Annotated in this window: 25 protein-coding genes and 1 tRNA gene; 13 read left to right on the forward strand and 13 right to left on the reverse strand. The window is 74.4% G+C overall.

The genetic code is table 11. The annotated features are described in order from the left end of the window. The first annotated feature begins 480 nt into the window (after positions 1–480). Positions 481–552, forward strand: a tRNA-Glu gene (locus MCM47_RS15995). Positions 553–765: 213 nt separating this feature from the next. Here the strand turns inward: MCM47_RS15995 and MCM47_RS16000 are convergent. From MCM47_RS16000 to MCM47_RS16010, 3 genes are all read right to left on the reverse strand, one after another. Continuing rightward, the gene (locus MCM47_RS16000; RefSeq protein ID WP_238862288.1) at positions 766–1,008 is read right to left on the reverse strand and encodes a DUF397 domain-containing protein; all 243 of its coding nucleotides are present in this window, start codon (positions 1,006–1,008) and stop codon (positions 766–768) included. 83 nt (positions 1,009–1,091) lie between these two features. After that, positions 1,092–1,334 (reverse strand): DUF397 domain-containing protein, encoded by a 243-nt coding sequence (locus tag MCM47_RS16005; RefSeq protein WP_238862289.1) that lies wholly within the window; start codon positions 1,332–1,334, stop codon positions 1,092–1,094. Continuing rightward, positions 1,331–2,212, reverse strand: coding sequence for a helix-turn-helix transcriptional regulator (locus MCM47_RS16010; RefSeq protein ID WP_238862290.1), 882 nt, complete (start codon positions 2,210–2,212; stop codon positions 1,331–1,333). The genes MCM47_RS16005 and MCM47_RS16010 overlap by 4 nt, the downstream gene beginning before the upstream one ends. Positions 2,213–2,339: 127 nt before the next feature. On the opposite strand from MCM47_RS16010, the gene MCM47_RS16015 reads away from it, so the two are divergent. The 4 genes from MCM47_RS16015 to MCM47_RS16030 all read left to right on the forward strand — a co-directional run bounded on the left by MCM47_RS16015 (position 2,340) and on the right by MCM47_RS16030 (position 4,548). Beyond that, on the forward strand, positions 2,340–2,816 hold the full coding sequence (locus MCM47_RS16015) for an ATP-binding protein (protein WP_238862291.1): 477 nt from the start codon (positions 2,340–2,342) through the stop codon (positions 2,814–2,816). Further along, positions 2,806–2,976, forward strand: coding sequence for a hypothetical protein (locus MCM47_RS16020; RefSeq protein ID WP_238862292.1), 171 nt, complete (start codon positions 2,806–2,808; stop codon positions 2,974–2,976). Before MCM47_RS16015 ends, MCM47_RS16020 begins: the two co-directional genes overlap by 11 nt. Positions 2,977–3,117: 141 nt before the next feature. Then, positions 3,118–3,546, forward strand: coding sequence for a nuclear transport factor 2 family protein (locus tag MCM47_RS16025; protein ID WP_238862293.1), 429 nt, complete (start codon positions 3,118–3,120; stop codon positions 3,544–3,546). A 90-nt stretch (positions 3,547–3,636) separates the two neighbouring features. Then, positions 3,637–4,548, forward strand: coding sequence for a PhzF family phenazine biosynthesis protein (locus MCM47_RS16030; RefSeq protein WP_238862294.1), 912 nt, complete (start codon positions 3,637–3,639; stop codon positions 4,546–4,548). A gap of 31 nt (positions 4,549–4,579) precedes the next feature. Here the strand turns inward: MCM47_RS16030 and MCM47_RS16035 are convergent, their stop codons facing one another. From MCM47_RS16035 to MCM47_RS16055, 5 genes are all read right to left on the reverse strand, one after another. Beyond that, the gene (locus tag MCM47_RS16035; RefSeq protein WP_238862295.1) at positions 4,580–4,924 is read right to left on the reverse strand and encodes a hypothetical protein; all 345 of its coding nucleotides are present in this window, start codon (positions 4,922–4,924) and stop codon (positions 4,580–4,582) included. Positions 4,925–5,045: 121 nt separating this feature from the next. Then, positions 5,046–5,846, reverse strand: coding sequence for a bifunctional 2-polyprenyl-6-hydroxyphenol methylase/3-demethylubiquinol 3-O-methyltransferase UbiG (locus MCM47_RS16040; protein WP_238862296.1), 801 nt, complete (start codon positions 5,844–5,846; stop codon positions 5,046–5,048). 118 nt (positions 5,847–5,964) lie between these two features. Continuing rightward, on the reverse strand, positions 5,965–6,504 hold the full coding sequence (locus tag MCM47_RS16045; protein ID WP_238862297.1) for a GNAT family N-acetyltransferase: 540 nt from the start codon (positions 6,502–6,504) through the stop codon (positions 5,965–5,967). Positions 6,505–6,794: 290 nt separating this feature from the next. Continuing rightward, the gene (locus MCM47_RS16050; protein WP_238862645.1) at positions 6,795–7,187 is read right to left on the reverse strand and encodes a protein phosphatase; all 393 of its coding nucleotides are present in this window, start codon (positions 7,185–7,187) and stop codon (positions 6,795–6,797) included. Positions 7,188–7,228: 41 nt separating this feature from the next. After that, positions 7,229–8,470: an ATP-grasp domain-containing protein gene (locus MCM47_RS16055; RefSeq protein WP_238862298.1), complete on the reverse strand. Its 1,242-nt coding sequence runs from the start codon at positions 8,468–8,470 to the stop codon at positions 7,229–7,231. Between the two features lie 280 nt (positions 8,471–8,750). Between MCM47_RS16055 and MCM47_RS16060 the strand changes: the two genes are divergently transcribed. The 7 genes from MCM47_RS16060 to MCM47_RS16090 all read left to right on the forward strand — a co-directional run bounded on the left by MCM47_RS16060 (position 8,751) and on the right by MCM47_RS16090 (position 17,347). Next, positions 8,751–9,995 (forward strand): MFS transporter, encoded by a 1,245-nt coding sequence (locus tag MCM47_RS16060; RefSeq protein WP_238862299.1) that lies wholly within the window; start codon positions 8,751–8,753, stop codon positions 9,993–9,995. 498 nt (positions 9,996–10,493) lie between these two features. Further along, a complete protein-coding gene (locus MCM47_RS16065; RefSeq protein ID WP_255752295.1) occupies positions 10,494–10,817 on the forward strand; it encodes a 2Fe-2S iron-sulfur cluster-binding protein in 324 nt (107 codons plus the stop codon). A 23-nt stretch (positions 10,818–10,840) separates the two neighbouring features. Continuing rightward, positions 10,841–11,629 (forward strand): 2OG-Fe dioxygenase family protein, encoded by a 789-nt coding sequence (locus tag MCM47_RS16070; protein WP_238862301.1) that lies wholly within the window; start codon positions 10,841–10,843, stop codon positions 11,627–11,629. After that, entirely contained in the window at positions 11,626–12,516 is an 891-nt protein-coding gene (locus MCM47_RS16075) for a sugar phosphate isomerase/epimerase (RefSeq protein WP_238862302.1), read from the forward strand. Before MCM47_RS16070 ends, MCM47_RS16075 begins: the two co-directional genes overlap by 4 nt. Then, positions 12,513–13,847, forward strand: a complete 1,335-nt coding sequence (locus MCM47_RS16080) for a hypothetical protein (protein ID WP_238862303.1) — start codon at positions 12,513–12,515, stop codon at positions 13,845–13,847. The genes MCM47_RS16075 and MCM47_RS16080 overlap by 4 nt, the downstream gene beginning before the upstream one ends. After that, positions 13,844–16,339, forward strand: a complete 2,496-nt coding sequence (locus MCM47_RS16085) for an ATP-grasp domain-containing protein (protein ID WP_238862304.1) — start codon at positions 13,844–13,846, stop codon at positions 16,337–16,339. The genes MCM47_RS16080 and MCM47_RS16085 overlap by 4 nt, the downstream gene beginning before the upstream one ends. Positions 16,340–16,522: 183 nt before the next feature. Next, the gene (locus MCM47_RS16090) at positions 16,523–17,347 is read left to right on the forward strand and encodes an SDR family NAD(P)-dependent oxidoreductase (RefSeq protein ID WP_238862305.1); all 825 of its coding nucleotides are present in this window, start codon (positions 16,523–16,525) and stop codon (positions 17,345–17,347) included. A 47-nt stretch (positions 17,348–17,394) separates the two neighbouring features. Here MCM47_RS16090 and MCM47_RS16095 read toward each other — a convergent pair whose 3' ends face one another. After that, positions 17,395–18,306, reverse strand: a complete 912-nt coding sequence (locus MCM47_RS16095; RefSeq protein WP_238862306.1) for an NAD(P)-binding domain-containing protein — start codon at positions 18,304–18,306, stop codon at positions 17,395–17,397. Between the two features lie 133 nt (positions 18,307–18,439). On the opposite strand from MCM47_RS16095, the gene MCM47_RS16100 reads away from it, so the two are divergent. Next, positions 18,440–18,880, forward strand: a complete 441-nt coding sequence (locus tag MCM47_RS16100; protein ID WP_238862307.1) for a MerR family transcriptional regulator — start codon at positions 18,440–18,442, stop codon at positions 18,878–18,880. Here the strand turns inward: MCM47_RS16100 and MCM47_RS16105 are convergent. The 4 genes from MCM47_RS16105 to MCM47_RS16120 are packed head-to-tail and all read right to left on the reverse strand — an operon-like array spanning position 18,774 to position 23,101. Further along, positions 18,774–19,523 (reverse strand): ABC transporter ATP-binding protein, encoded by a 750-nt coding sequence (locus MCM47_RS16105; RefSeq protein WP_238862308.1) that lies wholly within the window; start codon positions 19,521–19,523, stop codon positions 18,774–18,776. The genes MCM47_RS16100 and MCM47_RS16105 overlap by 107 nt on opposite strands. Continuing rightward, on the reverse strand, positions 19,520–20,311 hold the full coding sequence (locus MCM47_RS16110; protein ID WP_238862309.1) for an ABC transporter ATP-binding protein: 792 nt from the start codon (positions 20,309–20,311) through the stop codon (positions 19,520–19,522). Before MCM47_RS16110 ends, MCM47_RS16105 begins: the two co-directional genes overlap by 4 nt. Then, positions 20,308–22,323: an ABC transporter permease gene (locus MCM47_RS16115; protein ID WP_238862310.1), complete on the reverse strand. Its 2,016-nt coding sequence runs from the start codon at positions 22,321–22,323 to the stop codon at positions 20,308–20,310. Before MCM47_RS16115 ends, MCM47_RS16110 begins: the two co-directional genes overlap by 4 nt. A gap of 13 nt (positions 22,324–22,336) precedes the next feature. Beyond that, positions 22,337–23,101: a hypothetical protein gene (locus MCM47_RS16120; protein WP_374209140.1), complete on the reverse strand. Its 765-nt coding sequence runs from the start codon at positions 23,099–23,101 to the stop codon at positions 22,337–22,339. Positions 23,102–23,200 lie beyond the last annotated feature (99 nt).

Here is a 23,200-nt window from a genome sequence, read left to right on the forward strand (position 1 = left end):
GGGTGGGAGAGGTCGCCGGGCGCCGGCGGGGTACCGGTCGGGACCTCGCCGAAGGCGAGCTGGCGCTTCATGAAGGCGCAGGCGTTGGGAGTGAGCCGGCCCCTCCACGCGGTCGACCTTCGCGCGGACCTCGGCGCACTCCACGCCGGTGTCCCGCGGGTCGGCGGAAGCCCCGGTGGCGACGGCGGTGACGGTGGAGAGGCCTACGGCGACCGCGGCGGCGACGATCAGGCTGGTGCGGGCGGTGGTGGCGGGCATGGGGATACCTCGTTCGTCTGCGCTGGTCAGGGGGCCTGGGTGGGGCTGTCCGGCCACGGACAGAACCTTCGCGGACGGGGAGATGAGCGTCGATTACCTGCCAGGTAATGCGGGGGAGACCCGGACCGGATCGCGGCCCGATTTCACGTACTGATCAGCTGTTGGTAGGTTTACCTCGTCGACGGGACGAGAGCGCGGAAGCGGTCGAGGACCGGCGGTCAGGCGTCGGTGGTGCAGCGGTAGCACGCCCACTTTCAGTGGGAGGGGTTCGTTCAATTCGGGCCCGGCGCTCCAAAGAGCAGGGGCGGAAGTCGGTTTCGACTTCCGCCCCTGCTGTCGTTCGCATGGCCCGCCCCGGGGCGCAGGCGACCGAGCCGCACAGAGCCCGACCGGTGAGCTGTCGCCGCCGTACAGAAGGACGGAGTACGGCTCCAGGGGTGACGAGCCCACCCACACCAACGGCTCGTCGCTGCACAGCGGCGGGCCGTTGGGGGGTGGGGGTGGTGCTCAGGCCTCGGCGGTGGCGGCGTAGGTGAGGAAGGCCTGCCAGGATGCGGGGTTGAAGGTGAGGTGGGGGCCGCTCTTGTCCTTGGAGTCACGGACGAGGATGGCGGTGGTGGTTTCGGCGACCTCGATGCACTGGCCGCCCTCGTTGCTGCTGTGGCTGCTCTTGTGCCAGGCGACCTCGATGCACTCGCCGCCCTCGTTGCCGCTGTAGCTGCTCTTGAACCAGTCCAGTTCGGGGCTCATGGCTCTCCCTGCTCGGGGCCAACGGTTAGACGGTACGCCAACGGCCCGTCGCTGGACAGCGGCGGGCCGTTTGGGGGTGGTGCTCAGACCTCGGCGGTGGCGGCATAGGCGACGAAGGCCTGCCAGGCGGCGGGGTCGACGGTGAGGTGGGGGCCGCTCTTGTCCTTGGAGTCACGGACGAGGACGGCGGTGGTGGTTTCGGCGACCTCGACGCACGCGCCGCCCTCGTTGCTGCTGTGGCTGCTCTTGTGCCAGGCGACCTCGATGCACGCGCCACCCTCGCTGCCGCTGTAGCTGCTCTTGAACCATGCCAGCTTCGTGCTCATCGCTCTCCCAGCATCTTCTCGATCAAGGATAGGGACTCCTGGGGGGTGTGCGCCTGGGCCCTGAGGGTGCCGTATCGTGCGTTGAGGATACGTACCTCCTCCTGATCCGAGATCAGCCTACTGCTCGTCTGAACCTCGATGTAGGCGTTCTGGGGGCGCCCTTTGGGGGTGATCAGGATGAATGGTCCATCCATCCCCGCATGCTCCGTTCTGTCGAGCGGTAGTACCTGGACTACCATTCCGCGCGTCTGACCGACTTCCAGCAGTCGACGTAGCTGTGCCGCGTGCACGTCTGTGCCGCCCAGCGGCCTATGCAACACGCCCTCGTCGATGACCCAGCTGAAGATGGCCCGTGGCCAGCGTGTGAGGATCTCCTGCCGCGCCATGCGGGCAGCCACCCGCATTTCGATCACTTCCTCCGTGAGCAGTGGCTGGCGCATGGCGAAGACAGCCCGGGCGTGCGCCTCAGTCTGAAGCAAACCGGGCACGCCGACCATGCTGAAGTCGTGAAGCTCGATGGCCTCCTCCTCCAGCCGCGCGTAGTCCCGGAACCAGGCCGGGTGCCGTACGCGGGCCTTGGCCTTCGCGCGCTGGACGTCGTCCTTCGCGATGCTCAACAGCCCGCCCGCGTCCAGCAGTTTGTCCGCCGCGTCCAGCAACTCCGGCTGAGGCGTCCGCTTCCCGCGCTCCACCGCGCCGATCAGGGCCTCGGTGTAGCCGACGTGGCCGGCCAGGTCCTTCTGCGTCATCCCCGCGCGCTCGCGCAGCAGCTTGATCTGCTTGCCCAGGGCGCGGAAGAAGTCCGACACCTCCGTCAGGTCTTCCGCCGATTCCGGTCGGGCCTCACCGCTCGCCCCGCCACGCCGTACGTCACCCATTGCGACCACCCCTGAATCCAGGTCACGCCCAACGGCCCGAACAGGCCACCTTCCGCACCCGGACAGATACGTTCCGTACTCGCCGAATGCCTGGTCAGCCTACGTCCGTCACACCACGCTTTGGCTCATGAAGTCCGAAATTGCCCTCGACACACCGGTGCCGCGCTCCCTCGTCGCGCTCCTCCCCGCTACCCCCAAGGGGGCCGCCCTCTGCCGGCGCACCGCGTGCCGCCAACTCGCCGACTGGGGGCTGGATTCCGTGGCCTCGGAGCCGTTCCACTCCGCCCGGCTGGTCGTCGCCGAACTGGCCGCCAACGCGATCACCCACGGTCGCGTTCCCGGGCGCATGTTCGAGCTCGGTCTCGCCCTCACGCCCACCGCCGCGGGTGGCGCCCTGCTGCGTATCGAGGTCTCGGACTGCCGGGGCGACCGCTATCCCGCCCCTGGCGCCCTCCCCACCGCCGACTCCCAGTCCGGGCGCGGCCTCATGCTCATCGACGCCCTCGCCGACCGCTGGGGCGCCGTGCCGCGCCCACCGGGCGGCAAGACCGTCTGGGCCGAGATCGAACTCCCCGCCGTCACCTCGGTCGCCCATGTCGCCTGAGCACCACCACGACACCACCGGGGCCGCCGCGCTCACCGTCCTCCCGCTCGCGCTTCTCCTCGCCTTGATCGTCTGGGCCCTTCCGCCCGGCACCCACTCCCGCTGGCAGCCTCCTCCGGCCACCACCACCCCGACCGCAGCCCCAACTCCCTCCCGCTGAACGCGACACCGGAAGTCGGCCCCTCCGACTTCCTGCGCGCTCCCACATCTCAAACTTCGGATCATCGATGGGCTCCGCGGCTCCGAACGTGCTTTCATGGGCTCGTCACAACATGCTCAACAATCACTGGGGGAACGGGAAATGAGCACCAAGGACCCGAAGGCCGAGGTCATCGAGCGCTTCTTCGCCGCCTACGCGGCCGGCGACGTCGAGGCCATGAGCGCGGTCCTCGCCGAGGACATCGCGTGGACCATTCCGGGCCGGCACCCGCTCTCCGGCACCAAGCACGGGATCGCCGAGGTCCGCAGCTTCTTCGACCAGCTCGGCAAGGCCGGCTTCCAGGCCGAGCCGGTCTTCTTCGGCACCAACGACGAGTACGTCGTCGACGTCCACCGTGGCTACAGCACGCAGGGCGTCGGCAAGGTCGACACACTCTGGGCGCTGGTGTGGCACTTCAACGCCGAGGGCAAGATCGACCGCGTGATCAACCTCAGCGGGGACCAGCACCAGATGGACAACTTCATCTGGGACAACTTCACGCTCGCCCCGCTCCCCGACCGCCTGGGCTGACCCCAGGCACGAGGCGGCGGGTGCGGCTCACCCGCCGCCTCGACTCGGACTCCCTCCCCGCAACGGGCATATGCGGCCTAGGATTGCCGGGTGTTCGATGCCACCGTCGCCGCGGACGTGAGCGGCCTGCCCGTCACCCTCGTGCACGCGTGCCAGCGCGCCGGCCGGGGCGGCAGCCCCACCGCCGTCGTCGACGAGTCGGCCCTCGGCGGTCTCCGCGGTCTCGGCGCCCTCACCGACGAGCAGCGCCGTACGGTGCCGTGGCTCACGGGGGCATCGCACGCCGTCTTCGTCTCGCCCGGGGCCGACGTCTCGCTCCGCTTCTTCACCACCACCGGGGAACTTCCGGGCTGCGGTCACGGGACCGTTGCGGCCCTGGCGTTCCTCGCCGCCCGCGCCGGCAGCTCCGACTACCGGGCCACCCTCCGCACGGGAGGCGGCTCCTTCGCCGGCCGGGTCACCCGTGCGCACGGCGACTACGACGCCGCGTTCGAGCCGGGACCGGTCACCCTGAGGGGCCCCGCGCCCGGTGAACTGGACGCCGTCCTGGACGCGTTGGGCGTCGCCGCGGACGCGGTCGCCCCCGGCGGCCGGATCGCCACCCTCGGCCGGGCGCGGCTCCTCCTCCCGGTGGCCACGCCGACCGTGCTCGCCGCGCTGGTGCCGGACTTCGACCGGCTCCGTGCCGCCTGTGACAGCCTGGGCCTGCTGGGCTGCTACGTCCACTGCGAGACGGGCACGTCCGGTGCGGCCGGTGCGGCCGGACTCCGCTTCGCGGCCAGGATGTTCGCACCCTCCATCGGCGTCCCCGAGGACGTGGCCAACGCCAACAGCACAGCCTGCCTCGCCGCCCACCTCGCCCGCGAGGGGCGGCTCGGCGCCGGCGCCGGCGGCCGCATCGGCGTCGACATGGGCGACTCCCTCGGCACCCCCTCCACCATCACGGCCACCGCGACCGCCGTCGGCGGCGCCGCGAGCCTCGGGCGGCGCGTCCGCCTCTGAGGCGCACGGCCGCGGCCCGAGCCCGCGGTGCCTACCTGCTCACCCCCGAGACCACGACGAGCCCGATCAGCGGCACGATCAGGCAGGCCAGGTGGGTGATCACCGAGCGGGTCATCCGGAACACCCCGAAGAGCAGCAGCCCCACCAGGAGCCAGCCGAAGAACACCTCCTGGGCGAGTCGGCTGGTGTCGTGCATCTGGGCCGTGTCGTTCGAGGTGGGCGCGCCGAAGGTGATCGACGACCCGAGGCACATCATGAACAGCATCCCGCCCAGCAGCAGGTTGCCGACGCCGACCAGTGTCGCCACCACGAAGTCGCAGTCGCGGATCCGCTGGTACCACCCGACGCCGGCCACGGCCGTGTTGATCTCGCTCATGACAGCCAGCGTGCCCGGTCGGTGCGGCGTCGGGCATGAGCACGGATACTCAACCTGCACGCAGGAAGTCGGCCCCTCCGACTTCCTGCGCAGTGGCCCTCCCGACCCGGCCCGCCTGCGCCTACGTTTTCGGCGCCGCCGCTTCCTGCGCCGGCTTCGCGGCGCGGAGCGAGTACACCTTCGGGATGCCCCCGCCGTCGGGGAGCCGGAAGTGGGCGTGGTCGTGCTCGTGCAGGAACTCCAGGCGCAGGCCGGCCGCGACGAGCGCGCTGACCACGTCGCCCAGGCCGTGCCGCCACTCGACCGTCACCGTGGCCGTGGTGGCGGCGTCCGGATCGGCGTAGGTGCCGGGTTCGTCCCAGACGGTCGGCTCGCGCCGGAAGTAGTCCTCCTCGATCGTCCGGCCGTCCTCGCCGAGGACGTCGGTGATCGGGTGGTACTCGGCGAGGTAGAGGAATCCGCCCGGTGCGACCAGGGCGGCCGCCGTCCGCGCCCAGCGGTCGATGTCCGGGAGCCAGCACAGGGCGCCGAAGCCGGTGTAGACGACGTCGAAGGTCCGCCCACCGAGGGCGTCCACGGCGTCGTACACGTCCGAGACGACGAACCTGGCGTCGTCGGCGCCGATCTTGGCGGCGAGGTCGCGGGCCGTCTCCACGGCGGGTGCGGAGAAGTCGAGGCCGGTGACGGCGGCCCCGCGCCGGGCCCAGGAGAGCGTGTCCAGCCCGATGTGGCACTGGAGGTGGAGCAGCGTCCTCCCGTCGACGTCGCCGACCTCGGCGAGCTCGAAACCGCGGAGCGAGTCGTCGCCCGCGACGAAGCCGGGCACGTCGTAGAAGTCGCCGGCCACGTGGATCGGGACGCGCTCGTCCCAGTTCGCGCGGTTCGCCGCGCGCCAGTCGGCCGGGTCCGGGGTGGTCGCCATGCTCCGCAACCTAACCGGCGGGCCGAGGGCCGTCCACCGCATTTCGGCCCGGTGACGGTCCGTCCGGACCGCGCTCCAGACGGACCGTCACCATGCTGTCGCGGGAGGCGGAGAGGCTCTAGATGCCGAACGGTGCGGCCCAGCGGACCAGGCCGGACGGGAGCGGGTGGCGGTCGTCCAGGGCGAGCGCCATCCAGGCCTCGTCGGGCTCGTCGATGCTCAGGCGGATGCCGTGGGCGGAGGCCCGGACGAAGCCGAACCGCGGGTAGTACGTCGGGTGCCCGAGCAGGACGACGAACCGCTCGCCCATGCTCCGGGCGGCGTCGAGTCCGGCGCGCACGGCCGCGGACCCGGCGCCCGACAGCTGGTGGTCCGGGTGCACCGACACCGGTCCCATCGCCAGCGCCGGGACGTCCCCGATGAAGGCGCGGGTCAGCACGACGTGCCCGACGGGCGTGCCGGCGGGGTCGGCCGGGTCGGTGGCCACGACGGAGAGGCCGTCGATCCAGGCCTCGTCCCGGCGCAGCCCGTCGAGGAGGTCGGCCTCGTGGAGCCGCCCGAACGCCGCGAGCGTCAGCGCCCGGACGGTCGGAACGTCCGCAGCGGTCTCGGCGCGGGTGAGCCAGGAACGGGCGTGGGCGGAGGAAGTGGAACGCATGGTGAAACCCTTCGAGGAAGGGCCCCGGCGCACCGCGGGCACGACAGCGCGTGGTGGGTGCGGAAAGGTCAGACCAGGGCCCGGGAACGGAGAACGGCCGTCCGGTCGCCGCGCGGCATCGCCGGCGCAGCGGATCTCACCGCGGCCACGATCTCACCTTCCCCGTCTCTCTCGGTCTCCGGTCGCACAGGAACGGCCCGACCGTAACACGGCCGCGGAACGGGGCGCACGGGATTCTCCGGGTCGGCGGTGCGGCCGGCCCGCCGGGGCTGCGCCCTGGGCCGTGGGCATCAGCGGAACCGCTCGACGAACCGGCGCTGCCAGGGCGTCTCGACGGCGCGCCGGTCGTAGTGCTCCCGGACGTACGCCACCGCCTCGCCGGCCGGCACGCCGTCCAGGACGGCCAGGCAGGCGAGTGCCGTTCCGGTCCGGCCGCGGCCGCCGGCGCAGGCGAGCTCCACCCGCTGCCGGGCCGACCGTTCCCAGGCGTCGCGCAGGGCCGCGGCGGCCCCGACCGGGTCGGCGGGCAAGCGGAAGTCCGGCCAGCGGAGCCAACGGCTCTCCCACGGCGGGTCGGCGGGGCGGCGGCTCGTCAGGTAGAGGCCGAAGTCCGGCCGGGGCCCGGGCGGCGGCGGTCGGCGCAGGCCGCGCCCCCGGACCAGCCGGCCGGAGGGCAGCGGCATCACCCCGGGTGCTGCCGGGTCCCAGGGGGTGCCGGGGGCGCTCACGCGGCGGGTCCGGCGTCCGCGGCGACCGTGACCGCCGAGGCGAACCACTCCGCGCAGGCGGTCAGCCGGGCGGCCACCTCCGCGGAGTCGGCCCCGGTCACCACGACGTCCCCGGCGCGGTCGAAGGACTTCACGGCGGGCCTGGAGAGCTCGCCGGGGAGCAGCTTCACGGTGGCGTCGACGACGCCGGGCCGGGTGCGGAGCTCGTCCGGAGAAGGCACCGAGCGCACCAGTCCGGCCGGGGCGGTGAGGAAGGCCCAGCCGAACGAGCCGCCGGCGGTCCGCGCCACCTCGGGTGCCGGCGCGCCCAGCGTCGCGGCGGCCCAGTGCCGGTGCAGGTCGCCGCCGAACGCCCGGCGGGTGACCTCGTCGATCCGTCCGCCGCCGACCCGGCCGCCGCACTCGCCGAAGACCAGCGAGCCGTCGGGCTGCTCGAACACCTCGATGTGGAACACGCCGTCGGCATGGCCCAGGGCGGCGAGCACCCGCTCGACCAGCGCGTGGGCCCGCGCGTACAGCTCCGGCTGTTCCGCGGCGGTGAGGGAGACCGAGCCCACCAGCGCCCCGCTGTGCACGTCGATCACGTTGCGGAGGTAGCGGGAGGCGCCCAGCAGCCGTATCCGCCCGTCGCGCACGACGCCGTCCAGGTGCAGCTCGGCTCCGGGGACGAACTCCTCGACCAGCCAGGGGCCGACCGCGGCGGAGGCGGCCCAGGCCCGGGCCGCCTCGGGCGAGGCCAGCCGGGCGGTGTTCCGTGCCCCGGCACCCGCCAGCGGCTTGACCACGACGGGGAACCCGCCGACCCGCAGGGCCGCCTGCTCGACGCCCGACGGGTCGTCGAAGGCCTCGCACCGGGCGGTGGCGACGCCGGCCGCGCGGACGCGCTCCTTCTGCACGAACTTGTCCCGGAGCGCGATCGCGACCGCGACCGGGAGGGAGCGGACGCCACCGATCGCGCCGATGGCGGCGGCGGCCACGAGCGAGTACTCCTGGCCGCTGGTGACGAGGTCGAAGCCGCCCGGGGAGAGCCCGGCCCGCCCCAGCGCGAAGAGCACCGACTCGACGTCACCGGCCTGGTCGGCCACCACGATCCCGGCGTCCGTGCCGCTGCGGGCCCGCTCCGCATCGGTCGCGCTGACCGCGCAGACGACCGAGCAGCCCTCCGCCCGGAGGGCCTCGATCGCCACCGGCTTCCATCCGACCAGGAGGGCGCGGGGCGGTGGTGTGGTGCTGGGCAACGGACTCTCCGGAACATCGGGATCGGTTTTCGAAGAGTCTGCACAACGGGGTCGGCAACGGTCAACGGCCGAATCGACGGGAACCGATCGGACCCGACGCGGCGTCAACTCCATTCGGAATTCAGTGAAATAGGCGGCGTTCCGGTCACTTGCCGGTCGGTGGGCGGTCCACTAGGGTGGGCCGCTGTCACGGGGGTGTGCACGGCGACGGGGGTTCGGGCCGGTGGGAATTGTCGCTCGTATCGCGGCGGAGGTCGTCCCGGCAAAGCGCGGAAGCCGCATGCTGGTCGCCGGGGCGCTGGTCGACTCGTTCGGCAACGGGCTTTTCCTGGCCGCGTCCACGCTTTACTTCGTGGGCGTGCTGCGATTTCCCGCGGCCCAGGTCGCGACGACCCTTTCGGTCGCCGCCGTTTTCGGCCTGCTCAGTCCGTTGCCGCTGGGGCACGTCGCCGACCGGTGGGGCGTCGTCCGCACCTACGTCGCGCTGATGTGCCTGCGCGGCGCGGGATTCGCCGCCTACGCGCTGATCCACGGCTTCGCCGGGTACGCCGTTCTCACCTGTGCACTGCTCGCGGCCGAGCGTGCCTGTTCGCCGCTGCTCCAGGTGATCGTCTCCGGCGTGGCCGGGCAGGAGGAGCGCACCCGTACCCTGGCCTCGATCCGGGCGGTGCGCAACGCGGGCCTCACCGGTGGGCTGCTGGTGGCCGGGCTCGTGCTCGGTCTGCACGTGACCGCCGCGTTCCAGGCCGTGTTCCTGGTGGACGCGGTGTCCTTCCTGGTGATCGCCTGGATGGCGCTGTGGGCGGTCCGGGCCTCGGACGGGATCCCGACGGCGCCCGCCGCGGACGTGCGGTCCGGCGCCGCGCCGTACCGCGACCCGCGGTTCATGGTGTTCACCGTCTCCAACGGCGTGCTCTCGCTCTTCGACTCGCTGATCGTCGTCCTGCTGCCGATCTGGGTGGTGCAGCGCACCGAGCTGCCCCACGCCTGGCTCTCCGTCCTGCTCGCCGTCAACACCGTCCTCACGGTCCTGCTCCAGGCGTGGGTGCACCGCTTCGCGACGGGCGTCGAGGGCTCCGTGCGGCTGCTGAAGGCCACGGCGCTGTCGCTGGTGGTCGGCTGCGGGCTGTTCGCCGTCGCCGAGCGGGTGCCGGTGTGGGTCTGCCTGGTCTGCACGACCGGCGCGGTGGTGGCGGTGACGGTCGGCGAGAACCTGCAGTCGGTGGCGGGTTGGGAGCTCTCCTACGTGCTTGCGCCGGCCGCGGCCAGGGCGCGCTATCTGGCCACCTTCAGCATGGGGATGACGGCCCAGCGGATCGTCGGGCCGACCCTCCTGGTGTCGGCCCTGCTCCCGCTGGGGTTCTGGGCCTGGGCGGTCCTCGCGGCGCTGTTCGCGGCGGCGTCGGCCGGCGCGGTGTGGTCCGGGAGGCCGGAGCCGGCCGCTGAGGGAGCACCCGCGGACGGGGCGGCTCCGGCGGCTGGGGACCGGTCGGCGGCCGAGCAGGCCGCTTCGCACTCGAAGTAGTCCCGGAACCGCCGCCCCGCCCCCTCCGAATTGGCTGTGACGCAGCCGACGATTGACACCGATCGGGTCCGACCGGTACGTACCGACCCGTGTCTGGCGAAGCGTCAATTCGCCTTCGGGGAACCGTTGACACGCCAGTTCAGGGGCCGTTAGCGTGGCGCCGCGTCGCCGAGTGGAGCCGGGGGGTTTGCGTGATGACGCCGATGGAGTCGACGCCGAATTGGCCCGGCTCGTCGCGTGATTGAGGACGGTGCCGAATCACGGGCACCGGACCGGATGTCGTCCCGTGGGGGCGGGCGACACGTCCAGCTGTTTCCTGATTACCGATTGCCTGTCAGAAGCCGGGTACCGGCGGCCGGGTGTGCATTCACGCGGTCCGGCCGCGCCCGGTCCGCACGTCCTTCCGCCGGGCCCCGTCACGGGTACTCCCGGCATCCTCCGCCGGTCGGAGGAAAGCTATTTGACGCCACGTCACACCGAGAGTGAATTGCCGGCATCATGGCCAAGATCACCTATGTTGAACCCGATGGATCCCGGTCCGTGCTGGACGTGCCGGTCGGCGTGACCGTCATGGACGCCGCGGTCGAGGAGGGAATCGACGGCATCGTCGGCCAGTGCGGCGGACGCATGGTCTGCGCGACCTGCCACGTGTTCGTCGAGGAGGTCGAGGGGGAGTCGCCGCCCGAGCCCGACGACGACGAGGACGAGATGCTCGACTACACCGCCGTGGAGCGCCGCCCGGAGAGCCGTCTGAGCTGCCAGCTGACCGTCGGCGACGGGCTCGGCGCCCTGGTCGTCCGACTGCCGGAAAGCCAGACCTGAGGCAGCACGACAAGCGAGGAACCATGCCCACCACACCCATGACCACACCGGACGCAGCGGTCGCGCCCGACCTTCCGGCGAGCGCCGGGAGACCGGCCGCCGCCGGGGCACCGGAGACCGCCCCGTTCGCCCACTTCCCCTCCGACGTCCTGCGGGAGGCCCTCCACGGCCTTCCGCCGCAGGCCCTGGACTCCTTCCTGGACTCCTGGAACGACCTGCCGGCCGACGAGTACCTCGGGACCGATCGGCCCTACCGCTTCCGCCGGTACGGCAGGTTCCGGCTGCTGGACGACGGTCTGGAGCCGCTGCCGCACGGCACGTTCCTCCAGGACCGGGCGGTGAACAGCCTCGTCGGCGGAGTGCCCCGGCTGTTCGCGCCGCTGCACGACGCCGTCGCCGCCGGCCCGGCGCTGCGCGCCGTCGTGCGGGCCTTCCGGGAGCGCCTGCCCGGCCCCCGGCACACCGTCGACACCTGCGGCGTCCACCAGATCCGGGTGGTCGCCCTGCCCGACGCCGAGGGCGACCCGGCGCCGGAGGGTGTCCACCAGGACGGCCACAGCTACGTCGCCCAGGTGCTCATCCGCCGCGAGGGGGTGGAGGGCGCGCAGTCGCGCCTGTACGACCTCGACCGGCGCGAGATCCACCGGGCCGTGCTCACCGACCCGCTGGAGTCGATCGTCCTCGACGACCGCCGGGTCCTGCACGACGTCTCGCCGATCACCTCCGCCCCCGGTGCCGCCATCGGCGTCCGGGACATGCTGCTCGTCGACTTCTTCGCCAGCTTCGACTCCACGAAAGAGGTAGCCCTGTGACCGACATCCTCGACAGCAAGGCGCTGGTCCGCCCGCGCATCGGGTTCTCCACCAACATCTGGGACAACCCCGCCGAGATCGTTGAGCACATGGAGTTCCTGGCCGGGCACTTCACCGACATCGAGTTCGAGATCGCCGAGGAGGCGCAGGAGGTCCTCTTCGGGGCGACCGCGCCCGAGTACGAGAAGATCGTCGACGGCATGCGTTCCGTCATCGCGACCCACGGCCTGGACGTGTCGGTGCACGCGGCCTGGTACGGGCCGCACACCGACCTGGTGTCGCCGGACGAGGACGAGCGCGCGGAGTCGGTCAACTACCTGCGGCGCGCCGTGCACTTCGCCGCCGACCTCGGCGTGGAGCGGGTCACCTACCACCCGGGCTACATGTCCCGCCGCAGCAACGACGTGCTGCTCGACGTGCTGCGCTCCTCGCTGGACAAGGTGCAGCCGCTGATCGCCAGCACGGGCATCCAGCTCTGCATCGAGAACATGGGCGCCAACCGCCCGCGCTACGTGGTCTTCACCCCCGAGGAGCACGTCGAGCTGTGTCGCAGCACCGGCACCTGGCTGACCCTGGACGTGCCGCACCTGGCCACCGTGCACCTGCCGCGCGGCGACTACGACGAGGCGCTGGCGACCGTCGCGCCGTACGTCCAGACGGCCCACATCGCCGACATCAAGGGCGCCGACCACACCCACATCCCGATCGGCGAGGGCGACTTCGACCTGTGGGGATCGCTGGAGAAGCTGGGCGAGTACGGCTTCGGCGGCGCCGCGATCGTCGAGGAGTTCGCCAAGGGCTACAAGCCGGAGGACTACCTGGAGAAGGCCCTGGAGTTCCGCAGCCGCTGGGACGCCGAGGGCGCCCGGCTGCGAGGCGAGGGATGACGGCCTCCCTGGCCGTCGCCGGACCGGCGCGGGCGCGCCGGTCCGGCGCCCCCGCCGCCCCGGCGGCCGGCCTGCTCGCCGCCGTACGCGCCGACGCCGACCGGATCTCCTCCACCGTCAACCTCGCCGCCTTCGAGAACGTGCTCTCCCGCACCGCCGAGCGCATGCTGCACAGCCCCCTGGCGAACCGCTACCTGATCGGCCACGAGCGGGAGCGCCGGGGCATGGACCCGCTGCTGCGCTCCGGTCTGCTGTCGGCCGCCTACCCCGGCGTCGACCGGCTGGAGCAGGCCGCCGTCGAGACGGCCCGGCGGCTGCTCGGCGCCGCCTGGGTGGACTTCCGGCCGCTGTCCGGGCTGCACGCCACGATGTCGGTCTTCGCGCTGCTCACCGAGCCGGGCGGGACGGTCTGGTCCATCGCCCCGGAGAACGGCGGCCACTTCGCGACCGGACCGCTGCTGGAGTCGATGGGCCGGCGCAGCGCCTGCCTCCCGTGGTCCCGCGAGAACGGGACGGTCGACCTCGCGGCCTTCGCGGAGCTCTGGCGCAGGAGCCCGGGCGCCATGGTCTTCCTCGACCACGGCGTGCCGCTGGCGCCGCTGCCGCTGCGGGAGCTGCGGGCGGTCGTCGGCCCCGGCGCCCTGCTGGTGTACGACGCCTCGCACACCCTGGGCCTGGTGGCGGGCGGTGAGTTCCAGGACCCGATCGGCGAGGGTTGCGACATCGTCCAGGGCAACACCCACAAGAGCTTCCCCGGGGCGCACAAGGGCCTGGTCGCCTTCGCCGACGCCGACGCCGGCCGGGACTTCTCCGACCGCCTGGGGATGTCCCTGATCTCGTCCCAGCAGACCGGGCCGACCCTCGCCAACTACGTGACCACGCTGGAGATGGGCGTGCACGCCGCGGGGTACGCGCGGGACATGCTGGCGAACCGGGCCGCGCTGGCCCACGCGCTGGGCGAATCGGGCTTCGCCGTGTACCGCCCGCCGGGGCGGGAGCAGGAGAGCGCGAGCCACGTCCTCCTGGTCGAGGCGCCGGAGCGCCCGGGGCGGCCGGGCGGCTACGAGCTCGCCGGCGCACTGATGCGGGCCGGGCTGATGCTCAACGCCCGACCGGTGGAGGGGCGGGTCGTGCTGCGGCTGGGGGTCCAGGAAGTGACCCGCCGGGGCATGGGGCCCGCCGAGATGTGGCGACTGGCGGACCTTATGGCGCGCGCCGCGGCCGGGGGCGCGGCGCGCGAGACGGCCGACGAGGTGGCCGTCCTGGCCGGCTCGTTCGCCTCGGTGGCCTACGGATTCGACGACGCGGACGCGATGGAGGTCGCCCGATGACCGCACAGGACCTGGTGCTCTTCCTCGGCAACGCCCGGTACGGCGAGTTCGAGCCGCTCCGGGACGCCGGCTACCGGGTCGGGCTGATCCGCGACGTGCGCTCGCACGGCTGGTGCGCCGACGACGGGGCCTTCGACGTGGTTGTCCCGTGGGATCCCGCCGAGGGCGTCGAGCCGCTCGCCGCCCGGCTCGGCGAGGAGCCCGGGGTCTGCGTGCTCAACCTGCGCGAGGCGTACGTCGAGCCCTACGCGCGGCTGCTGACGGTGCTCGGGCTGCCCGCGCTGCCGGAGGCGGAGGTCGCGGGCCTGCGCTCGAAGGAGCTGATGCGCCGGCTCTTCACCGAGCGGATCGGCCCGGACAGCACCGGACGGTTCGGCCCGGCCGAGTCGGTGCAGGACGTCCTGGACTTCGGCGAGGCGCACGGGTGGCCGGTCGTGGTCAAGCCGGCGGCGCTGTACTCCAGTCTCTTCGTGCTCACCGTGCCCGGCCCGGAGGCCGCGGCCGAGACCTTCGAGCACATCCGCGGGGGCGTGGCCGACCACGTGCGGGGCAAGGGACTGCCCGAGCGGTTCACGGCCCTGCAGGTCGAGGAGTTCCTGGCCGGCAGCAACCACTCGGTCGACCTCGTGGTCGACCGCGACGGCACGCCGTGGCCCAGCCCGGTCGTCGACGTCCTCACCGGGGCGGATCTGGGCGGCGACGACTTCCACCACTTCGCCCGCTTCGCTCCCAGCCTGGCGGGAGAGGAGCACAGGCGGACGATGGCCGAGCTCGCGGTCGCCGCCGTGCGGGCCATGGGGCTGCGACTGTGCGCCGCGCACGTGGAGTTCATCCTCACCGCCAAGGGGCCCCGGCTCCTGGAGGTCGGTGTCCGGCCCGGGGGCCACCGGGCCCGGGTGCTCCACCAGGCCCACGGGATCTCCTTCATGGCCGCCTATGCGGCGGTGCTGCGCGGTGAGCGGCCGGACCTCGAGGCCCGCTTCGACCGGCCCTTCGGCATCGTCACCCCGTTCCCGCGCGTCACCGGCGTCTTCACCGGGCTGAACGGGTTCGACCGGGTCACCGCCCTGCCGACGTACGCCCGGCACAGCCTCTACCACGCGCCCGGGGTGATCGCCGGAACGGCGGCGGAGGGCCACTGGCAGGTCCTCTCCGCCGAGCTGACCGCCGAGGGCGCGGACGACCTGCAGCGGGACATCGGGGCGGTCTGGGAGATGGCCGACCTCGTGCTGACCCGCCCGCAGGGAGGAGCCGCGGAGCGCCGACGCGACCGGCCGCACCTCCTGGTCGTCGGCGGCAAGGACTCCGGCTTCCGTTCGATGGCCGAGCTCGACGCGCGGATCACGCTCCTGCAGCAACGCGCCAACCTGAGCGACCTCCAGCGGGAGCGGGCGGACGGGCTGTTCGTCCAGGAGGAGCTGGACGGCGCCTGGGCCCGCTCGCTGGCCGAGCAGCTGCACGGGGCGGGCACCCCCTTCGACGCCGTGGTCTCCTTCGCCGAGCCGCACCTGCTCACCGCCGCCCTGATCGGGGAGAGCCTGGGCATCGCGCACAACCCGGTGCCGGCCGTCGAGCGCAGCCGGGACAAGACCCGGATGCGCGCACTGCTGGCCGAGCACGGCCTGCCGTCCGTGCGCTACCGGCCCTGCGGCGCGGCCGACGAGGCGGCCCGCTTCCAGCGGGAGCTCGACGCCCCCGTCATCGTCAAGCCCGCCGACGGTTCCGGCAGCCGCGGCGTGACGCTGGCCCGCGGCCCCGAGGAGGCGGCCGAGGCGTGGCGGCGGGCCGCGGCGGCCGGCGGCGCGGTGATCGCCGAGGAGTTCGTCACCGGACGGGAGCTGAGCGTCGAGACGCTCACCCTGGACGGCAAGCACGAGCTGGTGGCGGTCACCGAGAAGATCACCTCGGGCGCGCCCTCCTTCGTCGAGACCGGTCACCAGCTCCCGGCCGCCCTCGACGCCGCAGCGACCCAGGCCGTCGAGGAGACGGTCGTCGCGCTGCTCGAAGCGCTGGGCCACCGCTGGGGGCCCGCCCACACCGAGGTGATGCTGCGGTCGGACGGCTCGCCGGTCGTGATCGAGACCCAGACCCGCTTCGGCGGGGACCAGATCTGGGAGATGGTGGAGCTGGTCACCGGTGTGCCGCTGGCCGCCGCCACGGCCGCCGGGATGCTCGGCCTCGACGGCCGGTTCCGCCGCACGCCGGCCGGGGGCGGCGCCGCCATCCGGTTCTTCGCCCATGAGAACGTCGAGGTCCTCGCCGTCGACGGGATCGACGCCGCCCGGGAGCTCCCCGGTGTCGTCACCGTGAAGGCCGCGGCGCAGCCCGGCCGCCGGCTCGGCCCGCTGACCGGGTCCGGCAGCCGCCAGGGGTACGTCCTGGCCGTGGGCGCCGACCGCGGGCAGGCCGTCGCCAGGGCGGAGGCGGCGTGGCAGGCCGTCGACTTCCGGCTCGCCCCGGTGACCGACGGCGGGGCGCACCCGACGTCCTGACGCGGAAGGGGCCGGCGCCGCCCGGGCAGTGTTCCGTCCGGGCGGCGCCGCCACCGGCCCGGTCCGCGGGCGGTGGTCAGGTTCGGGAAGGCGCTGCGCACCCGCCGGTGTCCGCCCGCCGCGTCGGGATCAACTGCGGCGCCTGCACGTGTTCCTGACGTTCGATCGGTAGGGTCGGGTGCCATGACCGAACTGAGCGGACTCCCGCAGGGCGGGGTGCCGGCCGCCGGACGGCTGGCCGGCAAGGTGTGCGTGGTGACGGGTGCGGCGAGCGGTATCGGACGGGCCGTCGCCGAGCGCTTCGCCGCCGAGGGGGCGGCGGTCGTGGCGACCGACGTCGACCGGGACGGCCTGGGGCGGCTGGCGGACGCGCTGCCCCGGGCCGTCACCACGGTGGTCGGCGACGTCTCGCGGGACGACGACGCCCGCCGCATGATCGAGGCCGCCGTCGAGCGGCACGGCCGGCTCGACGTCCTGGTGGCGAACGCGGGCGTGATCCCGCTGATGGAGATCACCGAGGCGGGCGCCGAGGACTGGGACCGGGTGATGGCGGTGGACGGCCGCGGGATGTTCCTGACCTGCAAGTACGCCGTGGAGGCGATGGTCCGGGCGGAGGGACCGGGCGCCGCCGGGCACGGCGGTGCCGGCGGCGCGATCGTCTGTGTCTCCTCGATCTCCGGCGAGGCGGGCCAGCGCGGCCAGGCGGTCTACGGGCCGGCCAAGTTCGTCGCGTCGGGGCTGACCAAGCACCTCGCCGTGGAGTGGGCCTCCCGCGGCATCCGGGTCAACGCGGTGGCTCCCGGGACCATCACCACCGAGCGCGTCCGCCGGCTCCAGGACGAGCCGGGCGGCCCCGAGTACCTGGCGGCGATCGAGAAGCTGCACCCCATGGGGCGGTTGGGCGACCCCGCCGAGGTGGCCGCGGCAGTGCTCTTCCTGGCCTCCGACGACGCCTCGTTCATCACCGGCGCCGTCCTGCCGGTGGACGGCGGCTACCTGGCCCAGTAGCGGCGGCCGGTCCTCCGGTCCGCCGGTCCGCGGAGCCGCATGGCGCGTCAGGTCCGGGGCGGCCTGCCGCCCAGGACCTCGGCGAGGGCGGACACCCCGGCCGCCGCGTGGCCCGTGGCGACCGCCCGTTCGGTGACGGCGAGCGCGGCGTCGAGGACGCCGGTGTCCAGACCCCGGGCACGGGCGGTGTGGGCGACGTGGGCCAGCCCGGCGGCGGCGGAGGCCACGTTGCTCCGGTCACCGGGGTGATCGCCCGTGTCCACGCACTGGGCGTACCCGTCGATGAGGGCGGGCAGGATCCGCGGCAACCCCTGGGCGTAGGGGGCGAGCCGGGTGGCGGCGATGCCCTCGGCGCGGGCCAGCGCGAAGGCGTGCAGGCAGCCGTGCACGGTGGTCCAGAAGAGGTCGAGCAGCGCGGCGTCGTAGGCTGCCGCCCGACCGGGGTCGGTGCCCAGGTGGTCGACGGTGCCGGCGAGGGCCGCCAGCGTCGGCCGGTGGGAGTGGAACGGCTCCGCGTCACCACTGCAGACGATCACTCCGTTCGGTCCGCCGATGGTCGCGGTGGGGGTGAGGATCGCCGCGTTGAGCAGTCGCACGTCGTGCTCGGCGGCCCATGCCGCGGTCTCGCGGGCCTGGTCGGGAGCGACGGAGGTGGCGCTGACCAGGGTCCGTCCCCGCAGGGCGTCGGCGATGCCTGCGCGGACCGCCGTGACGGCGTCGTGGTCGCGGACGCAGAGCAGCGTGAGCGGGCTGGCCGCCACCGCCTCGGCGGCGTCGGCGGCGGTTCCGGCACCGTTGGCGAGCAACTCGGCCTCCCGGCCGGGCGTGCGGTTCCAGACCGTCACGCGGTGGCCCGCCGTGAGCAGGGCCGCCGCCAGCGCCCGGCCCATCGGGCCGAGGCCGAGCACGGTAACGGGAGTGGGGGAATCGGAAGTTGAGGAGGATCGAATCTCGTTCACGGCGGTTACGCTAGACCTTCACGTCGACGTGAGAGTCAAGGACGCGGGGCGGCCGGTGGTGGACCGCCGGGGAGCCGGCCGCCGCGGCCGGTCGCGCCGCGGCCGCTGTTCGAGGCAGTCGGGAGGAATCGCGTTGCGGATCGGAGAACTGGCCCGGCGCACCGGAGTGAGCGCCCGCGCGCTGCGCTACTACGAGGAGCAGGGCCTGCTCAGCCCCGAACGCCGGCCCAGCGGTTACCGCGAGTACGGCGAGCACGACGTGCGCGCCGTCCACGGCATCCGCACCCTGCTCGCGGCGGGCCTGGGCAGCGCGGTGATCGCCGAGATCCTGCCCGGCCTCCCCGGCCCGGGCGAGCGCCGGCCCGGGCCGACCTGCCCCGAGCTCCTCGACGGCCTCGCCGTCGAGCGAGCCCGCATCACCGAGACGATCCGCGAACTGGAGTCCGCCCGGAGCCTGTTGGACGCCATCACGGCGGCGCCGGACCCGGGTGAACTGATCTCCGCCCCGGGCCCGTCGATCGCCACTCCACGGTCCGCTGCGCCTCCGGTTCGGCGGGCTCGCCGGAGAAGCTGACCTCGCCGCGGTGCAGCACGTGGACGACGGCCGCCCCGGCCAGGCCGAGCGGCAGGGACTGTGCGGTGAGGACGACCGTCCGCCCCCCGGTCGCGGCCAGCGCGAGCAGGTGCGCGTGGAGCCGGGCGGTGACGGCCGGCGCCAGCCCGCGGTCCGGTTCGTCGAGCAGCAGGAGCCGCGGACCGGTGCTCAACGCCCTAGCCAAGGCCACGAGTTGCTGCTGTCCGCCGGAGAGCGTACCGGCCGGGCGGGGGAGCAGAGCGGCCAGTTCGGGGAAGAGCTCCAGCACCTCGTCCGTCGCTGCGGGCGCGGGGGCCGGCCCGCCGCCGCCCCGGGCGAGGCCGAGGTGTTCGGCCACCGTGAGCGAGGCGAACACCGCCCGCTCGGCCGGCACCAGCGCCAGCCCCAGCCGCACCCGCCGGTGGGCGGAGAGTGCGGTGACGTCCCGCCCCTGCCACTCCACCCACCCGGCGGCCAGGCGCACCACCCCGGCCAGCGCGTGCAGCGCGCTGGTCCGGCCGGCTCCGTTGCGGCCGAGCAGGACCGTCACCGCCCCGGCGGGGAAGGCGAGGTCCACGCCGTGCAGCGCTTCGAGCGGGCCGTAGCGGACCCGGGCGGCGTGCAGGGCGGCTTCGACGGTCACGGGTGCGGGTCGCCTCCCCGCCGGTCCCGCCCCCAGGCCCGGGCGACCCGGGCGTCGGTGAGCACGGCGCCGGCCGGGCCGTGGGCCACCACCCGGCCGTCGGCCATCGCGTAGACGGCGTCGGCGAGTTCGGCGACCAGGTCGGGATCGTGCTCGACCAGGAGCAGCGCCATGCCCCGGTCGGCCAGCCCGCGCAGGACGGCGACCAGCCGGGCGGTCTGCGCCGTGTCCAGCCCGGCCGCCGGCTCGTCGAGCAGCAGGACGCGCGGGTCGCCGGCCAGGGCACGGGCGAGCTCGACCAGGCGCAGCACCCCGGTCGGCTGCTCGCCGGCCGGCTGTGCGGCGAGCTCCTGGAGGCCGACCAGGGCCAGGGCGCGTCCGGCTGCCGCGTCCACCGCGCGGGCGTCCCGCCGGGCGCCGGGCCGCTGCTCGGCGCCGACCCGGACGTTGTCCGCGACCGAGAGGGTCGGGAAGACGGCGATCTGCTGGAACGTCCGGGCCAGGCCGATCCGCACCCGGGCGTGGGCCGGCAGCCGGGTCACCTCGCGGCCGCCCAGGAGCACCCGGCCGGCGTCCGGGCGGACCGTCCCGGCCAGGCAGTCGAACAGGGTGCTCTTGCCGGCGCCGTTCGGCCCGATCAGGGCGGTGATCCGCCCCGGCGGCGCGGTCAGGTCGACGCTGGCCACGGCCTCGATGCCGCCGTAGCGGCGGACCAGCCCGCGTGCCGTCAGCCGGGCGGCGGCGCCGGGCCGGGCCCCGGCGGCCGGGCGGGCGCCGGGCCGGCTCACGGGTCGGCTCCCGCCGGAGGACCGTCCGCCCGCCGCGCCGCGGCCAGCGCGCGGACCCGCCGCCCCGCCGGGGTGAGCCGTGCGGGCGCGAGCGCCGCCCCGGCGCCCGCCGACGGGGCGCCTGGCCGGTGCTGCGGCCGACGGTCCGCCAGCCGCTCCGCCAGGCCCGCGAGGCCGCCGGGGAGCCGGCCGATCGCCGCCGCGAGCAGCCCCACCGCCACCGCCGACACCCCGGCCGTCGTGCCCGCGTCCAGGCCGGTCAGCAGCGCGGCGGCCAGGACCGCCCCGAGTGCGCTGTCCGCACCGGCCACCACCACCGCCGCGAACCAGAGCAGCCCGCGCACCGGGTCGAACGAAGCGGCGTCGAAGGCCCGCCCGGCCAGGCCCATCAGGCCGCCGCCGAGCGCCGCCAGGGCCGCCCCCGCCACGAAGGCGAACAGCTTGAGCCCGGGGACGTCGACCCCCGCCGCGACCGCGCCCGGCTCGTGGTCGCGCATCGCCGTCAGCGCCCGGCCAAGCCGCCCCCGGTGCAGCCCGTGCACCACCGCCAGGCCCAGCCCCAGCAGCAGCAGTTCGGCGAGGTAGAAGGCCCGGTCGCCGGCCAGGAAGGCGGGCCTGTCCAGGGTGAGCCCGGTGGTCGCGTACGGCTGCTGGAAGACGAACCGGCTCATCGCCGTACCGACGGCGAAGGTGACCAGCGCCAGGGCGAGCCCCCGCCGCCGGATCGCCGGCCAGCCGGTGAGCAGCCCGAGCGGTGCCGTGGCCAGGACGGCGAAGAGCAGCGCGGGCGCGGCCGGCAGCGCCGGCACGCCGGGGATCCGACCCGACATCAGCAGGGCCGTTCCGAGCGAGCCCAGTCCCGCGTACCCGGCCTGGCCGAGCGAGATCTGCCCGCCGTAGCCGGTCACCACCACCACGGAGAGCAGCACGAGGGCCAGCGCCGGCACGAGCAGCGCGCTGCGCAGGTCGTTCCCGCGGAACCCCAGGGGCAGCAGGAGCAGCACCAGGCAGACCGCCCCGGCCGCCCGGCCCCCGACGGCCGCGCCGTCCCGCCCGGCACGGCGGGCGGGCAGCGGGGCCCGGTCGCCGTACTCGCCCGCGATCCCCGGCCCGGCCAGCAGGGCGGTGGCCAGCAGCGCGACCACGAAGAGGTTGGCCTGCAGGGCCTGGACCAGCGGCAGCAGCTGCCCGGACGGGCGCACCCTGGTCAGCTCGGCCTGCGCGATCCCCAGGGCGAGACCGGTGGCCACCGCGACCGGGATGCTGCGCAGCCGCGCCGCCACCGCGACGGCGATGGTCTCCATCACCAGCAGCGGCAGCCCGTACGGGTCGAGCAGCAGGTAGGGGGCGAGGGCGATGCCGACCAGCCCCGCGGTGAGCGAGCCGAACGCCCAACCGGCCGCTGACACCCGGTCGGCGTCCACCCCGGCGAGCCCGGCGAGCCGGCGGTCGTCCACCACGGCGCGCAGGCGGAGGCCGAAGCGGGTGAACCGGGTGATCGCGGCCACCGTGATCCAGAGGACGGCGATGGCGGCGAGCTGCGCCACGGTGTCCGGGCGCAGGCTGTGGCCGCCGGGGAGCGCGATCGGCGTGCCGCCGAAGGGCGACGGCGCACCGCCCAGCGGGGCGCTGCCCCAGACCAGCACCACCAGCCCGATGAGCAGCACGAACACCCCGATCCCGGCCACCGTCGTCTCGGCCACGCCCGCCCCGCGCCGTTGCAGCGGCCGGTAGACCAGGACGTCCAGCAGCACCCCGAGCGCGGGCGAGACCAGCAGCAGGCAGCACGCGACGGCCGGCCAGACCGGCCACTGCCGGACGACGACGAGGTCGCGCAGCAGGTAGGCGACGAGCATGGCCTGGGCGCCCTGGGCGATGTTGAGCACGCCGGTGGCCCGGTGGCAGACCACCAGGCCGATGCCGCTCAGGGCGGCCGCGCTGCCGACGGTGAGCCCGGCGAGGGCGAGGTCGACGGTAAGGCCGAGGGAGTCGAGGGCGGGGACGTCCGGCACGGGGACCGCCGCCTCAGCCGGCCGGTGGGGCGGACTCGCCCGGACGGGTGGGGCGGGGGTGCCCGGCCGGGTCCGGGGCGGAGACGGGGGGCGGGCCGGGGGCGTCGGCGGGGCCGGCGGGGGTGGTGGGGCCGCCGGGCTCGCGGGGCTCGCAGATCCGGCAGGGCGTCAGCCGGCGCACCCGCACGGTGGCCGCGTCGACCGGTTCGGCCCGGGACTTGCCGGCCACCAGCGGGCAGTCCGGGCGGTGGTAGAGCGTTCCCTCGGGCACGGCCAGCAGGACGGTGTCGCGCGGTGCGGCAGTGCCGGTCGCCGGCCGGGCCGCCGGGTCGGCCGGCCCGGCCGCGCTCCCGTCGGGGGGCGCCCCGTCGGCGGGCTCCACCAGGAGGGCGTGCAGCTGCTCCACCCGCAGGTCGGTCAGGTCGGGGCGGCCACCTCCCCGCCGCTCCGGCGGTTCCGGGCGTTCCTGCGCGGGGCCGCGGCACGGGCGGTGGGCGAGCAGAACGGCGCCCGCCACGATCAGGGCCGCGCCCGGGATCGTCGACGACGCCAGGTAGGGGATCTGCTGCTCGGCGAAACTCTCGCCCGACACCCCGTACCAGCCCAGGACGCAGAGTGCGGCGCCCGCGGCCGCGACGATCCAGCCGACCCACTCGCGCGCGTCCCGGACGATCCGCCCCCCGCGCACGCCGGGTCGCCGCAGCCCGGTGCCGCGTCCGCCGGGGTCCCCCGGTGCGGCGCGCCGGTCGATTTCGCCCTCGGATTGCGATTCGTCCATGGATCCGCCTTGATGGTGTCACTTGCGACATTTCCAGCATCGGCCTGGAACAGCATCCGGACACCGGCAGAGCGGGCCGGGTGGACCCCACCCGCCGCC

This window comes from Kitasatospora sp. A2-31 (genome assembly GCF_022288725.1).
GTDB lineage: Bacteria > Actinomycetota > Actinomycetes > Streptomycetales > Streptomycetaceae > Kitasatospora.

Excerpts from the sequence above, each read along its gene's own strand:
- MCM47_RS16000 (WP_238862288.1), bottom strand. The coding sequence starts at position 1,008 with ATGAGCCCCGAACTGGACTGGTTCAAGAGCAGCTACAGCGGCAACGAG.
- MCM47_RS16005 (WP_238862289.1), bottom strand. The coding sequence starts at position 1,334 with ATGAGCACGAAGCTGGCATGGTTCAAGAGCAGCTACAGCGGCAGCGAG.
- MCM47_RS16010 (WP_238862290.1), bottom strand. The coding sequence starts at position 2,212 with ATGGGTGACGTACGGCGTGGCGGGGCGAGCGGTGAGGCCCGACCGGAA.
- MCM47_RS16015 (WP_238862291.1), top strand. The coding sequence starts at position 2,340 with ATGAAGTCCGAAATTGCCCTCGACACACCGGTGCCGCGCTCCCTCGTC.
- MCM47_RS16020 (WP_238862292.1), top strand. The coding sequence starts at position 2,806 with ATGTCGCCTGAGCACCACCACGACACCACCGGGGCCGCCGCGCTCACC.
- MCM47_RS16025 (WP_238862293.1), top strand. The coding sequence starts at position 3,118 with ATGAGCACCAAGGACCCGAAGGCCGAGGTCATCGAGCGCTTCTTCGCC.
- MCM47_RS16035 (WP_238862295.1), bottom strand. The coding sequence starts at position 4,924 with ATGAGCGAGATCAACACGGCCGTGGCCGGCGTCGGGTGGTACCAGCGG.
- MCM47_RS16040 (WP_238862296.1), bottom strand. The coding sequence starts at position 5,846 with ATGGCGACCACCCCGGACCCGGCCGACTGGCGCGCGGCGAACCGCGCG.
- MCM47_RS16045 (WP_238862297.1), bottom strand. The coding sequence starts at position 6,504 with ATGCGTTCCACTTCCTCCGCCCACGCCCGTTCCTGGCTCACCCGCGCC.
- MCM47_RS16050 (WP_238862645.1), bottom strand. The coding sequence starts at position 7,187 with ATGCCGCTGCCCTCCGGCCGGCTGGTCCGGGGGCGCGGCCTGCGCCGA.
- MCM47_RS16060 (WP_238862299.1), top strand. The coding sequence starts at position 8,751 with ATGCTGGTCGCCGGGGCGCTGGTCGACTCGTTCGGCAACGGGCTTTTC.
- MCM47_RS16065 (WP_255752295.1), top strand. The coding sequence starts at position 10,494 with ATGGCCAAGATCACCTATGTTGAACCCGATGGATCCCGGTCCGTGCTG.
- MCM47_RS16070 (WP_238862301.1), top strand. The coding sequence starts at position 10,841 with ATGCCCACCACACCCATGACCACACCGGACGCAGCGGTCGCGCCCGAC.
- MCM47_RS16080 (WP_238862303.1), top strand. The coding sequence starts at position 12,513 with ATGACGGCCTCCCTGGCCGTCGCCGGACCGGCGCGGGCGCGCCGGTCC.
- MCM47_RS16085 (WP_238862304.1), top strand. The coding sequence starts at position 13,844 with ATGACCGCACAGGACCTGGTGCTCTTCCTCGGCAACGCCCGGTACGGC.
- MCM47_RS16090 (WP_238862305.1), top strand. The coding sequence starts at position 16,523 with ATGACCGAACTGAGCGGACTCCCGCAGGGCGGGGTGCCGGCCGCCGGA.
- MCM47_RS16120 (WP_374209140.1), bottom strand. The coding sequence starts at position 23,101 with ATGGACGAATCGCAATCCGAGGGCGAAATCGACCGGCGCGCCGCACCG.